The 24,158-nt window shown below is 68.2% G+C and carries 2 protein-coding genes (1 of these 2 only partly in view); both read right to left on the reverse strand.

The annotated features are described in order from the left end of the window. Window positions 1-8,102, reverse strand: partial view of a non-ribosomal peptide synthase/polyketide synthase gene (locus ACWY4P_RS01500; protein ID WP_456208247.1) — the beginning only. 15,043 nt of this gene lie to the left of the window's left edge; the window shows 8,102 of its 23,145 coding nt (coding positions 1-8,102); it begins with the start codon at window positions 8,100-8,102; its stop codon lies off the left edge, out of view. After that, window positions 8,102-24,139, reverse strand: a complete 16,038-nt coding sequence (locus tag ACWY4P_RS01505; protein ID WP_456208248.1) for an amino acid adenylation domain-containing protein — start codon at window positions 24,137-24,139, stop codon at window positions 8,102-8,104. Before ACWY4P_RS01505 ends, ACWY4P_RS01500 begins: the two co-directional genes overlap by 1 nt. Between the last annotated feature and the right edge of the window lie 19 nt (window positions 24,140-24,158).

Below are 24,158 nucleotides of genomic sequence, written 5' to 3' on the forward strand. Positions count from 1 at the left end.
GGCAACCGCGCCAACGTCTCCCCCGACCCCAGCACACACACCGGATCCACATCCTGCAACATGTACGCAATCCGATCCGCCGGATACTCCGGATCCACCGGCACATACGCCGCACCCGACTTCACCACCGCCAACAACACCACCGGCAACCACTCCGACCGCGGAACCATCAACCCCACAACCCGCTCAGGACCCGCCCCACACTCCACCAACAACCGCGCCAACCGATTCGCCCGAGCATTCAACTCCCCATACGACAGCTCAACACCCCCGAAGACCACCGCCACCGCACCCGGCGCCCGCGCCACCTGCGCCTCAAACGCCTCCGGCAACGACACCCACGGAACCTCAACCCCCGTGTCATTACGCCGGACCAGCAGCTCATGCCGCTCTTCCGCGGACAGAACCTCCAGCTCACCCACCCGCTGGTCCGCATCTGCCACCACCGCGGCCAACAACCGCCCGAACCGCTCCACCAACCCCTCGACCGTCACCCGGTCGAACAGATCAGCCGCAAACTCCAGAACGCCCGCCAGACCACCGGGCTCACCATCGGGACCATGCTGCTCGGTGATGTTCAGCAGCAGATCGAACTTCGACGACCGCGTCTTCGTCAGTTCTCCGGTGAGCGTGAGCTGCGGCAACCGCAGCTCCGCCCGCTCGTTGTTCTGGAAGGCGATCATCACCTGGAACAGCGGGTGCCGGGAGGTGGACCGGGCCGGGTTGAGGATCTCCACCAGGTGCTCGAACGGCACGTCCTGGTGTGCGTACGCGGCCAGGTTGGACTCACGGACCCGCTGGACCAGTTCACGGAACGTGGGATCGCCGGACACATCGGTGCGCAGCACCAATGTGTTGACGAAGAACCCCACCAGGTCCTCGAGGGACTCGTCGGTGCGGCCGGCGATGGGCGTGCCAATCGGGATGTCCGTCCCGGCCCCGACCCGCGACAGCAGTGCCGCGAATGCCGCCTGCACCACCATGAAGACGCTGGCGCCGCACTCATGGGCCAGGGCAGTGAAGCCCTTGTGCAACTGCGCGTCGATGGCCACCGGGACGGTCTCGCCGCGGTGGGAGGCCACGGGCGGGCGGGGTCGGTCGATGGGCAGGTCCAGCTGCTCGGGCAGATCGGCGAGTGTCTCGGTCCAGTAGGCGACCTGCCGACTCAGCAGGCTCTTCGGATCGGACTCGTCCCCCAGTAGCTCCCGCTGCCACAGCGTGTAGTCCGCATACTGCACCGGCAGCGGCTCCCGCTGCGGAGCACGCCCGGCGACCCGTGCCTCATAGGCCATGGCCACATCCCGCGCCAACGGCACCATCGACCAGCCATCAGCCGCGATGTGATGCAACACCACGACCAGCACATGCGTGGTGTCGTCCAGTGCGAACAACGAGGCGCGCAGCGGGACTTCGACGGTCAGGTCGAAGCCGCTCCGTGCGGCCTGGGCGACCGCGTCCGGAACCTCCTCCTCACGGATCTCCCGGACCGGCATCTCCACCACGGCCGCCGCCGCATCGAGGACTCGCTGGACGGGCATGCCGCCAGTGGCCTCGGGGAATACCGTGCGCAGCGACTCGTGGCGCAGAACGACATCGCCCAAAGCCGCCCGCAGTGCATCCCGGTCCAGCGGTCCGGTCAGCCGCAGTGCGATGGGCATGTTGTACGTGGCGGACCCAGGTCCCTCGAAACGGTTGAGGAACCACAGCCGCCGCTGGGCGAAGGACAACGGCACCTCGGCCGGACGGTCCGCCGGCACCAACGCCGCACGAGCATCCTGCACGCCCATCATGCGGGCGTTCAGCTGGGCGACGGTCGGGGTCTCGAAGAGCGCCCGCGGCGGCACCTCCGTTCCGAACAGGGCACGGATGCGGCTGATCACCCGGGTCGCATGCAGGGAGTGGCCGCCCAGCTCGAAGAAGCTGTCATCGATGCCGACCCGGTCCAGGCCCAGCACGTCAGCGAAGATCGAACAGAGGGCTTCCTCACGGGCATCGCGGGGGCCGCGTGCCCGCCGGATCTGGGCGTAGTCGGGGGCGGGCAGAGCGTGGCGGTCGATCTTGCGGTGTGCGGTCAGGGGAATCTCGGCCAGAGTGACCACCGCGGCCGGGACCATGAACTCCGGCAGCACCGAGCCCACGAAACGGCGTATATCGGCACCGTCCAAGCCCTCATGACCAACCACCGGCACCACATAAGCGACCAGACGCCTGTCCCCGGGCCGCTCCTCGCGGGCCACCACCGTCACCTGAGCGACCTGAGGATGCGAGACAATGACCGCCTCGACCTCACCGAGTTCCACCCGGAAACCACGGATCTTCACCTGCTCATCGGCCCGGCCCACATACTCGAGCTGCCCGTCACGGCGACGACGCACAACATCCCCGGTCCGATACATCCGCGCACCCGGCACCCCGAAAGGATCAGCAACAAACCGCTCAGCACTCAGACCCGGACGATTCAGATAACCACGCGCCAACTGCGCACCCGCCAGATACAACTCCCCCGCCACACCCACAGGCACCGGCCGCAACACCGCATCCAGCACATAAGCACGCGTATTCCACACCGGCCGCCCGATCGGCGGCACCCCCTCCACACCCGCGGACAACGGCTCACTCGCCGTCGAAGCCACCGTCGCCTCAGTGGGCCCATAGACGTTCACCATCCGACGCCCAACCGACCACTCCCGAACCACCTCCGCCGAACACGCCTCCCCCGCCACCACCAACGTCACGCCACCCGGCAAACCACCAGCCTCCGCCAACACCGGCAACGTCGCAGGCGGCAACGTCACATGCGACACCCCATATTCCCTCACCAAAGCAGCCAGCTCAGCCCCAGGCACCAGCCGATCAGCAGACCCGAGAACAAGCGCGGCACCAGCCAGCCACGCCGGCCACATATCCGCCACCGCCGCATCAAAACTCGGCGACGCAAACTGCAACAACCGACTCCCCCCATCAACACCCAAACGCACCACATGATCCCGAGCCAGATTCACCACCCCCGCATGCCCGACAACCACACCCTTCGGCCGCCCCGTCGAACCCGACGTATAAATCACATACGCCGGATGAGACGGCAACAACACACCCCGCCGCTCCCCATCAACCACATCAACACCACACTCACCCGCCACAACACCCGCAACGCCCTCAAGCACCACCACCCCCACACCACCCGGCACAACACCCCGCACCAACTCGCTCGTCAGCACCACAGCAGGCCGGGCGTCATCGAGCATGTACGCGATGCGCTCGGCAGGATACTGCGGGTCCACCGGCACATAGGCACCACCGGCCTTCAACACCGCCAACATCGCCACCAGGAACTCCGGCCCCCGAGGCAACACCAACGCCACCATGGACTCCGGACCCACACCATGACCAATCAGATACCGGGCCAGCCGATTCGCCCGAGCATTCAACTCCCCATACGACAGCTCAACACCCTCAAAAGAGACCGCCACCGCCTCAGGACCACGCGCCACCTGCCGCTCAAACATCACCGGCAACGACGCCCACGGAACCTCAACCCGCTCACCCTGCCAACCCGACAACAACTCCGCCCGCTCACCCGCGGACAACACCTCCAACCCCCCAACCCGACCATCCGGATCAGCCACCACCCCACCCAGCAACCGAACAAACCGCTCCGCCAACCCCTCAACCGTCACCCGATCAAACAGATCAACGGCAAACTCGAACACCCCGACCAACCCCGCCGGAGTGCCATCCGGCCCTTGTTGCTCATGCACGCTGAGCTGCAGGTCGAACTTCGCGGCGCCGTCCCCGCTCGACTCACCGGAAAACGTCAGCCCCGGAAGCCGGAACTCGGGTTGAGCGTTGTTCTGGAAGGTCAGCATCACCTGGAACAGCGGATGCCGCGACATGGAACGTGTCGGGTTCAGCACCTCCACCAAGTGCTCGAACGGAACATCCTGATGCCCGAACGCCCCCAGATCGGTCTCCCGCACCCGACCGACCAGCTCACGGAACGTCGGATCACCCGACACATCCGTCCGCAACACCAGCGAATTGATGAAATAGCCGACGAGGTCCTCCAACGCCTCATCCGTACGCCCCGCGATCGGCGAACCGATCGGGATATCCGTACCCGCACCCAGCCGCGACAACAACGTGGCGAACGCCGCCCGCACGACCATGAACAGGCTCGCACCCGACTCCCGGGCCAGAGTCACCAGACCCGTGTGCACCCCGGCGTCGACTTCGAAGGTCAGCCGGTCGCCACGGTACGAAGCCACGGCGGGCCGTGGCCGGTCGGTGGGCAACTCCAACTGCTCGGGCAGCTCGGCCAGTGTCTTCTTCCAGTACTCCACCTGCTGACTGAGCAGGCTCGCCGGATCGGACTCATCGCCCAGCAGCTCCCGCTGCCACAGCGCGTAGTCCGCGTACTGCACCGGCAACGGCTCCCAGCCCGGGGCATGCCCGGACACTCGTGCCTCATAGGCCAAGGCCACGTCCCGCGCCAAAGGTGTCATCGACCAGCCATCACCCGCGATGTGATGCAACACCACCACCAGTACATGCACATGGCTGCTCAAGACCAACAGCCGTGCGCGCACGGGGATGTCGGCGCTCAGGTCAAAGCCCTGCTCCGCCTCCGCCACGACAGCTGCCGAGAGGCTCTCCTCCGAGACCTCTGTCACGGACAGGGCGAACCGAACCTCCTCGGCATCCATGACCTTCTGGAAAGGTGTGCCGTCCGCGTTCTCCAGGACAAGCGTCCGCAGGCTCTCGTGGCGTGTGATCACGTCCTGGATCGCGGTCGCCAGGGCCTCCCGGTTCAGTTCGCCGGTCAGTCGCAGCGCGATGGGCACGTTGTATGTGGAGGCATCGGGACCCTGGATGCGGTTGAGAAGCCACAGTCCACGCTGGGCGGGCGACAGGGGTATCTCAGCGGGGCGGGCCCCGGGGGTCAGCGCCGTTCGGGCCGCGGCGCCTTCCATCGCCAACCGTTCGGCGAGCTGCTCGACCGTGGGGCCTTCGAAGATGGCACGCAACGGGAGTTCCGCGTCCATCACGGTGCGGACGCGGCTGATGACCCGGGTGGCGAGCAGGGAGTGGCCGCCCAGCTCGAAGAAGCTGTCATCGATGCCGACCCGGTCCAGACCCAGCACCTCGGCGAAGATCCCGCAGAGTGCTTCCTCGCGGGCGTCCCGCGGACCCCGCCCGGACACCACCACCGCGTAGTCGGGTGCGGGCAGAGCGCGGCGGTCGACTTTGCGGTGAGCGGTCAGCGGCAGCGCGTCCAACACCATCACGGCCGCCGGCACCATGAACTCCGGCAGCACCGAGCCCACAAACCGCCGGACATCGGCGCCCTCGAGCTGGTCGTTCCCACTGACCGGCACGACGTAGGCGACCAGGCGCCTGTCGCCAGGCTGATCCTCGCGGGCCACCACGACCGCCTGCGAGATGGCCGGATGCGCGGCCAGCGCCGACTCCACCTCTCCCAGTTCGATGCGGAATCCGCGGATCTTGACCTGCTCGTCGGCCCGCCCGACATAGTCCAGATCACCGTCCCGGCGGCGGCGCACCACGTCCCCGGTGCGGTACATCCGCTCGCCCTGCTGGCCATGAGGGTCGGCGACAAAACGGTCCGCTGTCAGGCCAGGTCGGTTGTGGTATCCGCGGGCCAGCTGCGGACCCGCCAGATACAGCTCACCGGCCACTCCCACCGGCACCGGACGCAGCCCGGCATCCAGCACATACGCCCGCGTATTCCACACCGGCCGCCCGATCGGCGGCACTCCGCCACCAGCCAACGGCTCACTCGCCACGGAAGCCACCGTCGCCTCCGTCGGACCATAGATATTCACCATCCGACGACCAGGCGACCATTCCCGCGCCACCTCGGCCGAACACGCCTCACCGGCCACCACCAACGTCATGCCCTCCGGCAGCCCCCCAGCCTCCGCCAGCACCGGCAGCGTCGCAGGCGGCAACGTCGCATGTGTCACCCCCATCTCGGCGACCAGCCCCGCCAATCCAGCCCCCGGCACCAACCGCTCCGCCGACCCCAACACCAGCACCCCGCCCGCCAGCCACGCAGGCCACATGTCCGCCACCGCCGCATCAAAACTCGGCGACGCGAACTGCAGCAACCGGCTCCCCGCGCCGATCCCCAACCGCTGCACATGGTCCAGCGCCAGGTTCAGCACACCGGCGTGCCCGACAACCACACCCTTCGGCCGCCCCGTCGAACCCGACGTGTAAATCACATACGCCGGATGAGACGGCAGCAAACAACCAAGCCGCTCACCGTCCGACAGATCCGTCCCGGACTCGTCCGCAACCGAGTCCGCCACATCCCCGAGCACCAACACATACGCGCCCTCGGGAACCACAGCGCGAGTTTCCTCAACCACCAGGCCCAGGACCGGACGCGCATCCTCAAACATGTACGCGATGCGCTCGGCAGGATACTGCGGGTCCACCGGCACATAGGCACCACCGGCCTTCAACACCGCCAACATCGCCACCAGGAACTCCGGCCCCCGAGGCAACACCAACGCCACCATGGACTCCGGACCCACACCATGACCAATCAGATACCGGGCCAGCCGATTCGCCCGAGCATTCAACTCCCCATACGACAGCTCAACACCCTCAAAAGAGACCGCCACCGCCTCAGGACCACGCGCCACCTGCCGCTCAAACATCACCGGCAACGACGCCCACGGAACCTCAACCCGCTCACCCTGCCAACCCGACAACAACTCCGCCCGCTCACCCGCGGACAACACCTCCAACCCCCCAACCCGACCATCCGGATCAGCCACCACCCCACCCAGCAACCGAACAAACCGCTCCGCCAACCCCTCAACCGTCACCCGATCAAACAGATCAACCGCGTATTCAAATCCGCCTTCCACGCCTGCCGGTGCGCCGTCAACGTCGAACCGCTCCGACATGCCAAGTGAGAGGTCGAATTTCGACCCAGCGCTGTCATTCCGTTCAAGGCCCAGAGCGAGGCCGGGAAGCTGCAGGTCAGGTTGGCCCTGGTTCTGGAAGGCAAGCGCTATCTGGAACAGCGGATGCCGCGACATGGAGCGGCTGGGGTTCAGCACCTCCACCAAGTGCTCGAACGGCACATCCTGATGCCCGAACGCCCCCAGATCGGTCTCCCGCACCCGACCGACCAGCTCACGGAACGTCGGATCACCCGACACATCCGTCCGCAACACCAGCGAATTGATGAAGAAGCCGACGAGGTCCTCCAACGCCTCATCCGTACGCCCCGCGATCGGCGAACCGATCGGAATGTCCGTACCCGCGCCCAGCCGCGACAAGAGTACGGCGAAGGCCGCCTGCACCACCATGAACACACTCGCACCCGACTCCCGGGCCAGCGCCACGAGTCCCCGGTGCAGGTCCGCATCCACGGTGAACTCGACGCTGTCACCCCGGTATGAAGCAACCGCCGGCCTCGGCCGGTCCACGGGCAGCTCCACCTGCTCCGGAAGGTCGGCCAGCGCCTCCTTCCAGTACTCCACCTGCTGACTGATCAGACTCTCCGGGTCGGTCACGTCGCCCAGGAGCTCTTGCTGCCACATCGCATAGTCCGCGTACTGCACCGGCAGCGGCTCCCACTCCGGAGCCCGGCCCGCCACACGAGTCTCATACGCGGTCGCCACGTCCCGCGCCAACGGCGCCATCGACCAGCCATCGCCCGCGATGTGATGCAACACCACCACCAGTACATGCGTGGTCTCATCCACCGCGAACAGCCGAGCACGTACGGGGGCATCGACCGTGACGTCGAATCCACGCGTCCGGAACGCCGACAGGGCGTCGTGCAGCTCCTGCTCGGTGGTCGGCGACACCACCTCTATCCCTGTCCATGCCTGGTCGGTGTCAAGGATCCGCTGGTGCGGGGTGCCGTCGGGGCCTTCGGGAAAGACGGTGCGCAGGCTTTCGTGCCGCTCGATCACGTCCCGCAGCGCGGCGGCCAAGGCGTCCTTGTCCAGGGTGCCGGTCAGCCGAAGGGTGATCGGCAGGTTGTAGGTGGAAGACGCGGCGCCTTCAAGCCGGTTGAGGAACCACAGACGACGCTGAGAAAAGGAAAGAGGAATCATCAGTTCTCCTTGGGCCGCGGCATGCGCCGCAGTGCGGGCCGGTGCGACTTCTGCGCGGTTCCCAGCTTTTCCGTCAAATTGACAACACTTGGCGCTTCGAACAGGGTGCGGAGGGGGAGTTCCACGCCCAGTCGGGTGCGGATGCGGCTGATGACTCGGGTGGCGAGCAGGGAGTGGCCGCCCAGCTCGAAGAAGCTGTCATCGATCCCGACCCGCTCCAGGCCCAGCACCTCGGCGAAGATCTCACACAACGCCTCCTCACGCGCATCACGTGGCGCGCGAGAAGAGACCACCGTCGCATAATCCGGCGCGGGCAACGCACGCCGGTCCAACTTCCCATTCACCGTCACCGGCAACGCGTCCACAACCACCACCGCCGACGGCACCATGAACTCCGGCAACCGCTCACCCACAAACCCCCGCAACTCCCGCCCCACCACCGCCCCGTCGTGAACCACCTCGGCCGCACCGGCCTCCGGGACGACATACGCCACCAGACGCTTGTCCCCCAGTCGGTCCTCCCGGGCCACCACCGCCACCTGGGCCACCCCCGGATGCCCGGCAACGACCGCCTCGACCTCACCCGGCTCCACCCGGAAACCACGGATCTTCACCTGGAAGTCCGCACGCCCCAAAAACTCGACCGTGCCATCCGCACACCACCGCGCCAGATCCCCCGTGCGATACATCCGCTCACCCACCCGCCCATACGGGTCGGCGACGAAACGCTCGGCGGTCAGGCCAGGACGGTTGTGGTACCCACGAGCCAGCTGGGCACCCGCCAAATACAGCTCACCGGCCACCCCCACCGGCACCGGCCGCAGCGACCCGTCCAACACATACACCCGACTGTTGGCCACCGGACGCCCGATCGACGGAAACACCGGCCACCCCTCCGGATCCCCCTCCAACGACAACGCCGTCACCACATGCGTCTCCGTCGGCCCGTAATAGTTGTGCAACCGCCGCCCCGACACCCGCCCAAAGAACTCCCGCACCCCAGCATGCACAGCAAGCGCCTCACCCGCCTGCGCCACATCCCGCAAAGCCGGAAGCTCCAACCCCAGCTCACCCGCAGCCTCCACCACCGCCACCACCATCGGCATCGGAGCAAACAACTCACCCACCCCATGCCCCTCGAACCACCGCACCAACTCCACCGCACTCCGACGCACATCATCACGCGGCACCACCAGCGACTTCCCCGACCACAACGCCGAGAACATCTCATGCGCCGCCGCATCAAAACCCAAAGACGCGAACTGCCCCGTACGCGCGCCCGCACCCCCAGGCATCACCCCACCATGCCACGCCAGCAGATTCACCATCGCCCCAGCCGGGAACACCACACCCTTCGGACGACCCGTCGACCCCGACGTATACATCACATACACCGGATGCTCAGGCCGCAGCACACCACCCCGCTCCACAGCCGACAGATCGGAATCCGCATAACCATCCAGCACCCCCGCACCGGCCGGGATCTCCACCCTGCGGCCACGCAGCGCCTCCGGCACCAGTGCCAGCGCCTCAGCCGACCCCAGCACACACACCGGATCCACATCCTGCAACATGTACGCCACCCGCTCGGCCGGATACTCCGGATCCACCGGCACATACGCCGCACCCGACTTCACCACCGCCAACAACACCACCGGCAACCACTCCGACCGCGGAACCATCAACCCCACAACCCGCTCAGGACCCGCCCCACACTCCACCAACAACCGCGCCAGCCGATTCGCCCGAACGTTCAACTCCCCATACGACAGCTCAACACCCCCGAAGACCACCGCCACCGCACCCGGCGCCCGCGCCACCTGCGCCTCAAACGCCTCCGGCAACGACACCCACGGAACCACCACCCCCGTGTCGTTCCACCCCACCAGAACATTCCGCCGCTCCTCCACCGACAGAACATCCAACGAACCCACCCGCACCTCAGGCTCAGCCACCACCGCAGCCAACAACCGCCCGAACCGCTCCACCAACCCCTCAACCGTCACCCGATCAAACAGATCAACAGCGAACTCCAGGAGGCAGTCCATGCCTCCGGCGTTCGCTTCCCTCTCGGCAACCCTGAGGAGCAGATCGAATTTCGATGTCCCCGTTTCCGTGAGCTCGCCAGTGAGCGTGAGCTGAGGGAGTCGGAGTTCGGCCTGTTCGTTGTTCTGGAAGGCCAGCATCACCTGGAACAGCGGATGCCGGGACATCGACCGCGCCGGGTTCAACACCTCCACCAGATGCTCGAACGGCACATCCTGGTTCGCGAAAGCCGCCAGGTCCGTCTCCCGCACCCGCCCCACCAGCTCACGGAACGTCGGATCACCCGACAGGTCCGTCCGCAGCACCAGCGTGTTGACGAAGAACCCGACCAGATCGTCCAACGCCTCATCCGTACGCCCCGCCACCGGCGAACCGATCGGAATATCCGTCCCCGCGCCAAGCCGCGACAGCAGCGCCGCGAACGCCGCCCGCACCACCATGAACACACTCGCACCCGACTCACGCGCCAGCTTCGCGAGCCCCGCATGCACCCCCGCGTCCACCTCGAACGCCACCTGCTCACCCCGGAACGACGCCACCACCGGCCGCGGCCGATCCACCGGCAACTCCAACTGCTCCGGAACCCCCGCCAACGCTCCCTTCCAGAACTCCACCTGCCGACTGAGCAGACTTCCGGAATCCGACTCATCCCCCAGCAGCCCACGCTGCCACAACGCGTAGTCCGCGTACTGCACCGGCAACGGCTCCCACTCCGGAGCCACCGCCGCGACACGCGCCTCATACGCCACGGCCACATCCCGCGCCAACGGCACCATCGACCAGCCGTCACCCGCTATGTGATGCAGCACGACCACCAGGACATGCGAATCATCCGCCAGCGCGCACAACACCGCCCGCAACGGCAGCTCTGACCGCAGGTCGAACCCGCGCTCCACTTGCTCCGCCACGAGCGCCGGGAGTGTCTCCGCCGTCGCGTCGATCACATGCACCGTCAGGGAGGCTCGCTCCCCGTCGACGATCTGCTGGAACGGCGAGCCGTCCGGGCCCTCGGGGAAGACCGTCCGCAGCGCCTCGTGCCGGCCCATCACATCGTGGATCGCCGCGCGCAGAGCCTCACGGTCCAGATCCCCGTCCAGCCGCAGCGCGATGGGCATGTTGTACGTGGAGGCCGTCGCCCCCTCGATGCGGTTGAGGAGCCACATCCTGCGCTGTGCGAAGGACAGCGGCACCTCGGCGGGGCGGCGCATGGGCGTCGGTGCGGACCTCGCGCCTGTCGCCCCGGTCAGCCGTTCGGAAAGGCGGGCCACGGACGGGGCCTCGAACAGCGCCCGCAGCGGCAGCTCGGCACCCAGCACCGTGCGGATGCGGCTGACCAGCCGAGTCGCGAGAAGGGAGTGTCCGCCCAGGTCGAAGAAGTTGTCGTCGATCCCGACCCGCTCCACGTGGAGGACTTCGGCGAAGATCGTGCAGAGCGTCCGTTCCTGTATGTTCCGCGGCTCGCGGCTTTCACGGCTCTGGAATTCAGGAGCGGGCAAGGCGTCGCGGTCAAGTTTCCCGTGGGCTGTCAACGGCAGCTCCGTGAGGGGCACCACCGCGGCCGGGACCATGTAGGCGGGAAGCCGCCCGCTCACGTGTTTCCGGATGGTGTCCGCGTCCGTCTCCAGTGTCGTCCCGGCCACAGGGGCGACGTAGGCGACGAGGCGCTTGTCCCCCGGTTGGTCCTCGCGCAGGATGACCGCGGTCCGGGCAACTCCTGGGTACTCCGAGACGATGGCTTCGATTTCTCCGGGTTCGATCCGGAAACCACGCACCTGAAGCTGGGCGTCCGCACGCCCCACATACTCAAGGTTCCCATCCGCCCGCCACCGCACCAGATCCCCCGTGCGATACATCCGCTCACCATCGACACCGAACGGATTGGCGACAAACCGCTCCGCCGTCACTACAGTCCGGCCGGCATACCCGCGAGCCAGCTGAACACCCGACACATAGAGTTCACCCACCACGCCCACAGGCACCGGACGCAAACCCGCATCCAGCACAAACACCCGGCAGCCAGCCTGCGGACGCCCGATCGGCACCGACCCCTCACCCAGCGTCTCACCCGGGGCCACAAGGAACTCCGTACAGTTCACCGTCGTCTCAGTGGGCCCATACGCGTTCACCACCGTCACCCCAGGATGGTTTCGCCGCCACTCCGCCAGATCCGACACCACCAGCGCCTCACCGCCCAGCACAAGCTCTCCCACCGGAGAGAACTTCTCCGGCAAAGCGGCCAGCAACGGCAGATGGCTGGGCGTCGCCTTCATGAACGACGGCGCCACCCGCGTTTCCACAGACCCCGCATCGACCCCCGACAGGACATCGAGCACCCGGACACAGCCACCCGACACCAAGGGCACCAGCACCGACGCCAAGGTCATGTCGAACGTCACCGGCGAGTGCCACGCCCCCACATCACCCGCCCCCGGGTGATTCACCCGCGCCCACCCCACATAGTTCGCCAGCGCCCGATGCTCAACCACCACGCCCTTCGGACGCCCCGTCGACCCCGACGTATAAATGACATACGCCGCATTCCCCGGCACCAGCCCAGGAGCGACCCGACCCCCCTCACCCACAGCGAGAGCCGCATCTCCGACCGCGGAGACTCCGTCTTCCACTCCGTCCACAAAGACCCGGGAGACCCCAGCCGGCAACAGCGCCGCCGCCTCTTCCGTCGTCACCGCGCAGACCGGATCCATGTCGGTACACATGAGAGCCACCCGGTCGACCGGATACTCCACATCAACCGGCAGGTACACGGCACCCGACTTCAACACCGCCACCATGGCAACCACGGAGTCGGCCGACCGCGGCAACACCACCGCCACCACCCGTTCAGGACCGGCCCCGAGATCCACCAGCACCCGCGCCAACCGCTCTGCCCGGGCGTCCAGCTCGGCGTACGACAACACCTTGTCGCCGAACTCCACCGCCACCGCGTCCGGAACACGCCCCACCTGCTCCGCGAACAACTCGGGGAATGTCACCCTCTCCAGGGCGCCCTCCCCCTCGTTCCACTCCTCCACCACACGACGCCGCTCCTCGGCCGACAGAATCTCCGCCAGCACCACCGGCCTGTCCGGATCCGCGACCAGTTCCCCCAACAACCGCTCGAACCGGCGGACAAACCCCTCAACGGTCGCCCGGTCGAACAGATCGGCGGCATAAGTGAATTCGCCGGTGATTCCGGCGGGCCGCCGATCGACGTCGAAGGCCTCGTTGAGATTGACGGACAGGTCGAACTTCACCGCCCCGAGTTCCGCCGGTTCCGCGGTGAGAACGAGACCGGGCAGCTCAAGACGGGGAGGGGTGGTGTTCTGGAAGGCCAGCATCACCTGGAACAGGGGGTGCCGCGCCATGGACCTGGCCGGGTTGAGCGCGTCCACCAGGTGCTCGAACGGCACGTCCTGGTGCGCAAATGCCCGCAGGTCCGACTCCCGTACCCGGGCGATGAGCTCACGGAAGGTCGGGGCGCCCGACACATCCGTCCGCAGCACGAGCGTGTTGACGAAGAAGCCGACGAGGTCGTCCAGTGCCTCGTCCGTACGCCCGGCGACCGGCGATCCGATCGGGATGTCCGTACCCGCACCCAGCCGCGACAGCAGCGCGGCGAACGCCGCCCGCACCACCATGAACACACTCGCACCCGACTCCCGGGCCAGGTCGGTCAGACCCTGATGGAGCTGTGCGTCGAGCTCGGCCGGAACGTGTCCGCCGCGATGGGAGGAGATGGCCGGCCGCGGCCGGTCCGTGGGCAGCTCCAACTGCTCAGGAAGGCCGGCGAGCGTCGCCTCCCAGTACTCCACCTGCTGGCTGATCACGCTCTTGGGATCGGAGTCGTCGCCCAGCAGCTCCCGCTGCCACAGCGCGTAGTCCGCGTACTGCACCGGCAGCGGCTGCCACCGGGGAGCGTTCCCCGCCATCCGTGCTTCGTAGGCCGTGGCCACGTCCCGGGCCAGGGGCGCCATCGACCAGCCGTCACCCGCGATGTGGTGCAGGACCACGAACAGCACATGTGAGGTCTCTGCGAGTTGGAACATGCGGGCCCGAAGGGGCAGTTCGGCGGTCACATCGAAGCCGCGGGCGGTCTCTCGGGCCAGTGCCGCGGGGAGCTCCGCTTCCGGGATGCGGATCAGCGGCAGTTCCACCCGAGCGGCTGAGGGAGCGAGGATCTTCTGGAACGGGGTGCCGTCGGTGCCTTCCGGGAACACCGTCCGCAGGCTCTCGTGGCGGGCGACCACATCCGCGAGCGCCGCGGCCAGTGCCTCCAGGTCCAGTGCGCCGCTCAGCCGCAGCGCGATGGGCATGTTGTACGTGGCGGCGGTCGAGCCTTCCAGACGGTTGAGGAACCACAGCCGCCGCTGGGCATACGACAGGGACACCTCGGCCGGGCGGGGCATCGGGGACAGCACCGCGCGAGCGCCTTCGGCATCCGCGATGCGCCGGGCCAGGAGTGCCACGCTCGGCGCCTCGAACAGGGCGCGCAGGGGCAGTTCCACGCTCATGACTGCGCGTATCCGGTTGACCAGGCGGGTGGCGAGCAGGGAGTGTCCGCCCAGGTTGAAGAAATTGTCCTCGATGCCGACCCGTTCCAGGCCCAGGATCTCGGCGAACAGGCCGCACAGCACCTCTTCGCGCGCGTCCCGCGGCGCCCGGCCGGACACCTCGGCCGCGAAGTCCGGTACAGGCAGCGCCTTGCGGTCCAGCTTCCCGTTCACGGTCACTGGGAAGGCGACGAGGACGACCACGGCGGCCGGCACCATGAATTCCGGCAGCCGCCCGCCCACGTACCGCCGCAGCTCGTTCGGCTCGATGCCGGCGTCGGCGGCCGGGACGACGTAGGCGACCAGGCGGGCCTCCTCGTCATGGCCGGTGCGGACCGTGACCATGGCCTGCTCGACCGCCGGGTGGGCGGCCACCGCCGACTCCACCTCGCCCAGCTCGACACGGAACCCCCGGATCTTCACCTGGAAGTCCGTGCGTCCGAGGAACTCGATGTTCCCGTCCACGCGCCAGCGCACCAGGTCGCCGGTACGGTACATCCGCTCCCCCGGCGCACCGTACGGGTTCGCCACAAACCGGTCAGCCGTCAGCGCGGGGCGGCCCACATAGCCGCGCGCCAGCTGCACGCCCGACACATAGAGCTCGCCGGGTACGCCGGCCGGGACCGGCCGCAGCCCGTCGTCCAGGACGTAGGCCCGGGTGTTCCACACCGGGGCGCCGATGGGCACGCTTGTCGCCCCGGGCTCGTGGCGGCACACCCAGCGGGTCACGTCGATGGACGCCTCGGTGGGTCCGTAGAGGTTGTAGAGCCCCGCGTCCAGGGTGTTGCGGAACTTCTCGGCCAGCTCGAGCGACAGCGCCTCGCCGCCCATGATGACCGTGTGCAGGGTGGTGCAGGTGGCGGCGGTCGGTTCCGCCAGGAACACCGCGAGCATCGACGGGACGAACTGCAGTGTTGTGACCCGCTGGGTACGGATGACTTCCACGAGGTAGGCCGGGTCCCGGTGCCCACCGGGCCTGGCGATCACCAGGGTCGCGCCGACCTGGGGCGCCCAGAAGAACTCCCACACCGAGACGTCGAATCCGGTCGGTGTCTTCTGCAGAATCCGGTCGCCCGCGCCCTGGGGGTGCTTCGCCTGCATCCACGCCAGCCGGTTCACGATGGCTTCGTGCGGAATCATCACGCCCTTGGGGCGACCGGTGGATCCGGAGGTGTAAATCACATACGCGGGATGCGAGAGGAGCAGCGGCGCGGTCCGGTCGTCGTCGGACAGATCGGTGTCCGGGTACCCCGCGAGGGCATCGTCGAGTACAGGGGTGTCAAGGACCACGGTAGGCAGTGCGTCCGGCAACAGTGACACCGTGTCGGCCGAGCTGAGCACGCACACGGGCCGGGCGTCCTCGAGCATGTACGCGATCCGGTCGACCGGGTATTCGGGGTCCACGGGAAGGTAGGCGGCTCCGGCCTTCACCACCGCGTACACCGCCACGACCTGCTCGATCGACCGGGGCAGAGCGAGGGCGACCAGGCGCTCCGGGCCCGCTCCCCGCTCGACGAGCAGCCGCGCGAGGCGGTTGGCCCGCGAGTTCAGTTCCTCGTAGGTGAGTTCGACGCCGTCGAAGACCACTGCCGTCGCGTCAGGTGTCCGCGCCACCTGCTGCTCGAAAAGCACGGGCAGTGGCGCCTGCCGCACCTCGACGCCGGTGTCGTTCCACTCCTCGACGATCCGCCGGCGCTCGGCCACGGAGAGTACACCGAGCGCACCGACCGTCTGCTCCGGATTCCGGACCACGCTGCGCAGCACCCGTTCGAAGCGCTCCACCAACTGTTCGACTGTGTCCCGGTCGTACAGATCGGTGGCGAATTCCAGTACGCCGGCGAGTCCGTCCTCGGCGCCGGTGTCCGCGTGCAGCTCGTCGAGGTATACGCACAGGTCGAAGCGGGCGGTCTCGGCGGCGGCCGGCTCGACCGCCACGGTGAGCCCCTCGAGCCGGAGTTCCGGCCGTTCGATGTTCTGGAAGGCCAGCATCACCTGGAACAGGGGGTGCGATGACATCGACCGCACCGGGTTGAGCACCTCCACCAGGTGCTCGAAGGGGACGTCCTGGTGGGCATGGGCGGACAGGTCGGTCTCACGGACCCGGCCAATCAGTTCCCGGAAGGTCGGGTCGCCGGAGAGGTCGGTGCGCAGCACCAGGGTGTTGACGAAGAAGCCGACCATGTCGTCCAGTGCCTCGTCGGTGCGCCCGGCGATCGGCGATCCGATCGGGATGTCCGTTCCCGCACCGAGCCGCGACAGCAACACGGCGAACGCCGCCCGCACCACCATGAACACGCTGGCGCCCGACTGCCGGGCCAGTTCGGCGAGACCCTGATGGAGCTCGGCGTCCAGTGTGAACATGATGCTGTCGCCCCGGTTCGAGGCGATCGCGGGGCGTGGCCGGATCGTGGGCAGCGCAAGCTGCTCCGGAAGGTCGGCCAGGGCTTCGGTCCAGTAGGTGATCTGGTGGTGGGCGAGGCTGTCGGGGTCGGTGTCGTCACCGAGGAGATCGCGCTGCCACAGCGCGTAGTCGGCGTACTGCACCGGCAGCGGCTGCCATTCCGGAGCGCGGCCGGCGGCACGCGCCTCATAGGCCGCGGCCACGTCCCGTGCCAGCGGTGCCATCGACCATCCGTCACCCGCGATGTGGTGAAGGACGACCATCAGCACATGCGTGGTCTCATCCAGTGCGAACAGCGTGGCGTGAAGGGGCAATTCACGGGTGAGGTCGAATCCACGGCCTGCGGCTGTCGACAGGAGCTCAGGGAGTTCCTCTGCCGTCGAATGCGCGACCTCCAACGTCGAGCACGCCTGGCTGCCGTCGAGAATCCGCTGGTGGGGGGTGCCGTCGGGGCCTTCGGGAAAGACCGTGCGCAGGCTCTCGTGCCGCTCGACGACATCCTGAAGTGCGGCGGCGAGCGCCTTTTGGTCCAGGCGGCCGGTCAGCCGCAGCGTGATGGGCAGGTTGTACGTCGACGTGGCCGGGCCCTCCAGGCGGTTGAGGAACCACAGTCGGCGCTGGGCGAAGGACAGCGGCACCTCGGCGGGCCGGGCAGCGGGGGCCAGCGCTGTGCGGGCCGGGCCGCGGTCGACCGCCAGCCGGTCACCGAGCTGGGCCACAGATGGGCCTTCGAACAGGGTGCGGAGGGGGAGTTCCACGCCCAGTCGGGTGCGGATGCGGCTGATGACTCGGGTGGCGAGCAGGGAGTGGCCGCCCAGCTCGAAGAAGCTGTCATCGATCCCGACCCGCTCCAGGCCCAGCACCTCGGCGAAGATCTCACACAACGCCTCCTCACGCGCATCACGTGGCGCGCGAGAAGAGACCACCGTCGCATAATCCGGCGCGGGCAACGCACGCCGGTCCAACTTCCCATTCACCGTCACCGGCAACGCGTCCACAACCACCACCGCCGACGGCACCATGAACTCCGGCAACCGCTCACCCACAAACCCCCGCAACTCCCGCCCCACCACCGCCCCGTCGTGAACCACCTCGGCCGCACCGGCCTCCGGGACGACATACGCCACCAGACGCTTGTCCCCCAGTCGGTCCTCCCGCGCCACCACCGCCACCTGGGCCACCCCCGGATGCCCGGCAACGACCGCCTCGACCTCACCCGGCTCCACCCGGAAACCACGGATCTTCACCTGGAAGTCCGCACGCCCCAAAAACTCGACCGTGCCATCCGCACACCACCGCGCCAGATCCCCCGTGCGATACATCCGCTCACCCACCCGCCCATACGGGTCGGCGACGAAACGCTCGGCGGTCAGGCCAGGACGGTTGTGGTACCCACGAGCCAGCTGGGCACCCGCCAAATACAGCTCACCGGCCACCCCCACCGGCACCGGCCGCAGCGACCCGTCCAACACATACACCCGACTGTTGGCCACCGGACGCCCGATCGACGGAAACACCGGCCACCCCTCCGGATCCCCCTCCAACGACAACGCCGTCACCACATGCGTCTCCGTCGGCCCGTAATAGTTGTGCAACCGCCGCCCCGACACCCGCCCAAAGAACTCCCGCACCCCAGCATGCACAGCAAGCGCCTCACCCGCCTGCGCCACATCCCGCAAAGCCGGAAGCTCCAACCCCAGCTCACCCGCAGCCTCCACCACCGCCACCACCATCGGCATCGGAGCAAACAACTCACCCACCCCATGCCCCTCGAACCACCGCACCAACTCCACCGCACTCCGACGCACATCATCACGCGGCACCACCAGCGACTTCCCCGACCACAACGCCGAGAACATCTCATGCGCCGCCGCATCAAAACCCAAAGACGCGAACTGCCCCGTACGCGCGCCCGCACCCCCAGGCATCACCCCACCATGCCACGCCAGCAGATTCACCATCGCCCCAGCCGGGAACACCACACCCTTCGGACGACCCGTCGACCCCGACGTATACATCACATACACCGGATGCTCAGGCCGCAGCACACCACCCCGCTCCACAGCCGACAGATCGGAATCCGCATAACCATCCAGCACCCCCGCACCGGCCGGGATCTCCACCCTGCGGCCACGCAGCGCCTCCGGCACCAGTGCCAGCGCCTCAGCCGACCCCAGCACACACACCGGATCCACATCCTGCAACATGTACGCCACCCGCTCGGCCGGATACTCCGGATCCACCGGCACATACGCCGCACCCGACTTCACCACCGCCAACAACACCACCGGCAACCACTCCGACCGCGGAACCATCAACCCCACAACCCGCTCAGGACCCGCCCCACACTCCACCAACAACCGCGCCAGCCGATTCGCCCGAACGTTCAACTCCCCATACGACAGCTCAACACCCCCGAAGACCACCGCCACCGCACCCGGCGCCCGCGCCACCTGCGCCTCAAACGCCTCCGGCAACGACACCCACGGAACCACCACCCCCGTGTCATTACGCCGGACCAGCAGCTCATGCCGCTCTTCCGCGGACAGAACCTCCAGCTCACCCACCCGCTGGTCCGCATCTGCCACCACCGCGGCCAACAACCGCCCGAACCGCTCCACCAACCCCTCAACCGTCACCCGATCAAACAGATCAACAGCGAACTCCAGGTATCCCGTCAGACCGGCCGGTTCGCCGTTGTCATAGTGCTTCTCGGTAAGGTTCAGAAGCAGGTCGAACTTGGATGTCTGGGTGTCGAGCTGGTCGATCGTCGTAGAGATCCCGGGCAGTGCAAAACGGGGGGCGGCATTGTTCTGGAAGGCCAGCATCACCTGGAACAGCGGATGCGCCGACATCGACCTGGTGGGGTTGAGCACCTCCACCAAGTGTTCGAAGGGCACGTCCTGATGGGCGTAGGCCGCCAGGTCTGTCTCCCGTACTCGCGCCACCAGCTCACGGAACGTCGGATCACCCGACAGGTCCGTGCGCAACACCAGAGTGTTCACAAAGAACCCGACCAGATCGTCGAGCGCCTCATCCGTGCGCCCCGCCACCGGCGAACCGATCGGGATATCCGTCCCCGCGCCGAGCCGTGACAGCAGCGCCGCGAACGCCGCCCGCACCACCATGAAGAGGCTGGCCTCGGTGTCCTGCGCCAGAGCGGTGAGCGCCCGGTGAATCTCGGGGCCCATCTCCACGGGCACGCTCGCGCCCCGGTGCGAGGCAACCACGGGGCGGGGGCGGTCGGCGGGCAGTTCCAACCGCTCAGGCAGGTCGGCGAGGGCATCGGCCCAGTAACGCAGTTGGCGCGAAAGCAGGCTGTTTGGATCGCTCTCCTCACCGAGGAGACGGTGCTGCCACAGGGCGTAGTCCGCGTACTGCACCGGCAACGGTCCCCATACCGGAGCGCGGCCGGCGGTGTGCGCCTCGTAGGCGGCGACCACGTCGCGGGCCAGGGGCACCATCGACCAGCCGTCACCCGCGATGTGGTGCAACACGATCAGGAGCACATGCTCGTCCTGGCCGAGGGCGAACAGCGTGCCCCGCAGGGGAAGGTGGCCCGTCAGGTCGAATCCGCGGCCGGCGGCCCGGGTGAGACGAGCCTGTAGCTCCTCGAAACTCGTGGTGACGGTGTCCACGGGCACCGTCGACGCCTCGTCCGCGGGCAGGATCCTCTGGTACGGAGTGCCGTCAGGTCCTTCGGGGAAGACGGTGCGCAGGCTCTCATGGCGGGCGACCACGTCCCGCAGGGCCGCCGTCAGGGCCTCGCGGTCCAGCGGCCCGGTCAGCCGCACAGCGAAGGGCATGTTGTACGCGGAGGACTCCGGCCCCTCGAGGCGGTTCAGGAACCAGAGGCGGCGCTGGGCAAAGGACAGCGGAACGTGGTTCGGGCGCGCCGCAGGGACCAGCTCGGCCCGGAGAGCCCGCTCCGCCTGGTCGAGCCGCTGCGCCAACTGCGCGACGGTGGGGGCCTCGAACAGCGCGCGTACCGGCAGCTCCACGCCGAATTCGGCACGCACCTTGCTCAGCAGCCGGATGGACGTGAGGGACTGTCCACCGAGGTCGAAGAAGCTGTCGTCGATGCCCGGCGGTTCGATGCGGAGGACCTCGCCGAACGCGTGGCAGAGGGCCTCTTCCCGCGGGTTCCGTGGCGTGCGCCGGATGCGTCCGGCGGACGCGCCCGGAAGCGGCAGCGCCGCCCGGTCCAGTGTGTGCCGCGCGGTGACGGGGAAGGTGTCCAGCACGACGACGGTGGCCGGTGTCAGAGCCTCCGACAGCCGTTCTCCGGCGAAAAGCCGTATCTCGTCCGGATCGGCCACGGCGCCGGCCCGCGGGACCACGTAGGCGATGGGCCCGGCGGAGTCGGACTCGTCCTTCTGGGGAACGACCGCGGCCCGGCCGACGTGGGGGTGCTCGGCCAGGACGGACTCGATGTCTGCGCGGCCCATGCGGAGGCTGCTGACGGTGACGCGCTCGTCGAGGCGGCCGAGGTATTCGAGTGCTCCGTCCGGCTGCCGACGCGCCGCGTCCCCCGTGCGGAGCATGCGCTCGCCCGCAGGTCCGAACGGGTCGGCCACAAAGCGCTCCGCCGTCAGCCCTGGACGGTTCGCATACCCGCGTGCCAGATGGCCGCCGGCCACGTACAGCTCTCCGGCAACGCCCACCGGCACCGGTCGCAGTTGCTCGTCCAGAACGTACGCCCGGGTGTTGGGCACCGGCCGGCCGATCGGGGCGACACCGGATCCCGCTTCGTCGCCGACGTCCCAAGCCGTGGCGTCGACGGCCGCGTCGGCGGGGGCGTAGGTGGCGCACAGGCCCGCGTCGAAGGTGTTCCGGAAGCGTACGGCCAGCTCAGCCGGCAGTGGCTCGTCGGCGCAGACGACGGTGAGCAGGGAGGAGCATCCGCCCGCGTGCGGCTCGTCAAGGAGTGCCGCGAGCACGGTGGGGGTGACGTGCAGTGTCGTGATCCGCCAGGTGCGGATGTGCGCGGCGAGGGCCGTGGCGAGGTCGGCCGCGGCGCGGTGACGTTCACCGGGGCTCGGGGCCACCAGGGTCGCGCCGGTGCCCAGCGCCCAGAGGCATTCCCAGACGGGGGTTCCGAAGCCGTCGGGTGTCCGCTGGAGTATCCGGTCGCCGGGGCCCTGCGGGTGACGGGCCTGCATCCAGGTGAGCTGATTCGCGATCGCCGCGTGCGAGGTCGGCATGCCCGCCGCGCGGGCCGTGGCGGTGGGATGGACATACGCCGGGTGGGCGGGCAGCAGTGGGACCGTCCGGCATACGTCGGTGACCTCGGTGGCGGAGTGTGCGGAGAGGTTCCGGTCGAAGTCTGCGCGGTCCAGGGTGACATGGGCCGACGATCGCGGAAGGGGGGCCGGTGTGCCTGCCGAGGTCACCGCGCATACCGGTTGCGTGTCTTCGAGGACATCGGCGATCCAGTCGGCCGGGGCTTCCGGGTCGAGGGCCAGGCAGGCCGCCCCGGTCTTCGTCACGGCGTGCACGGCGACGGCCCACTCGATCGACGGAGACAGGGCGACCGCGACGCTCCGTTCCGGCCCCGCGCCGTACTCGATCAGCAGCCGGGCCAGTTGGTTGGCGCGGGCGTTCAGCTCCGCGTAGGTGATCGTGTCGTGTCCGGCGATTACCGCCGGCGCGTCGGGGGTTCGCCTTGCCTGTGTCTCCAGACGCGTCGGCAATGTCGCTTCCGGCACTTCGGCAGCGGTGTCGTTCCAGGTGTGGAGGATCAGCCCGCGTTCCCGCGGCGGCACCACGTCCAGTCGGCCCGCGGAGCGCTCGGGTTCGGCGAGTGCCGCTGCCAGGGTGTGCTCGAACCGCTCCAGGTGCCAGGTGAGTTCGTCGGCGGTGTAGAGGCTTTCGTTGCCGTCGAGATGGATGACGAGGTTTTCGCCGCGGGCCGTCCCGTACACGTCGAAGGCGAGGTCGTCGAGAGGCCCGTTGCCGAGATTGAGCAGGTTTCCGGGATGCTCGCCGAAGGTCAGGCCGTCATCGAGGGCCATGATGTTGACCAGCGGGCCGAAGGAGCCCGAGGCGTCGCGGGACGAGGCGAAGTGCCGCTGGAGGTCTTCCTGACGGTATCGCTGGTGCCGCAGTGCCTCTTTCACCGCCTGGGCGGTCTGCCCGATGAGCCGGGTGATGTCGTGGTCCGTGGACACGGTGAGCCGTAGCGGCACGACGTTCGCCGTCATGCCGGGGGTGCGCCGTGCGGCGAGCGTGGTGCGGGCGGTGACCGGGAAGCCGAGGGTGATGTGTTCCGCGCCCGTCATCCTGTGCGCGTACAGTGCGACGGCGGCCGTCAGCACCACGGACCAGTGGGTTCGGGCGGCTCGTGCTCGGGCGAGAAGGTCGCTGTTCAGCGCTGCGGGCAGGTGGGTCGTGGCCCGCAGCGACGATCGGCGCGAGGTCGCGGTGCGGCGTGAGAGGCTGAACCGCTCCGGCCTGTTGGCGAGGCGTGACTGCCAGTACGCACGGTCCTCCGCGAAGTCGGACGACGACCGGTACTCCTCGTCCTCCGCCACGAGGGTGCCCAGAGACCCGAACCGCGAGTCCCCGGAGGGCCGCCCCTGGGCGAGCGCCGAATAGATCTCCGCGACTCGCCCGGTGAACAGGGAGGCGCCATGACCGTCGACGACCGCGTGGTGGGCGCGCGTGTACCAGAGGAAGTGGTCGTCCGCCAGGCGGAACAGGGCGAGTTCGTACAGCCTTCCCGCCAAAAGGTCGACGGGACGGGCGCGATCGTCACGCATCCAACGCAGGGCGGTGTCCGCCGGGGCGGGATCCGCCGACACATCGTGGACCGTCAGGCAATCGTGGGGGACGGGTTGAGGTGTCTGCCAGACGCCGTCCGCGTCTTCCGTGAAACGGACCCGCAGGGCTTCCGCTTCGAGCAGGGCTTCTCTGGTGGCGGTCGCGAACAGTGCCTCATCGATCGCGCCGCGGACCTCAATGCATTGCGCGAGGCTGAAGTCCAGGTCCGTGATTCCCAACTGGTGGGCGAACCAGACGCCCGACTGCGCGGCGGACAACGGCCAGCGAGCAGCTTGA

It is taken from the genome of Streptomyces sp. LZ34, from assembly GCF_053890475.1.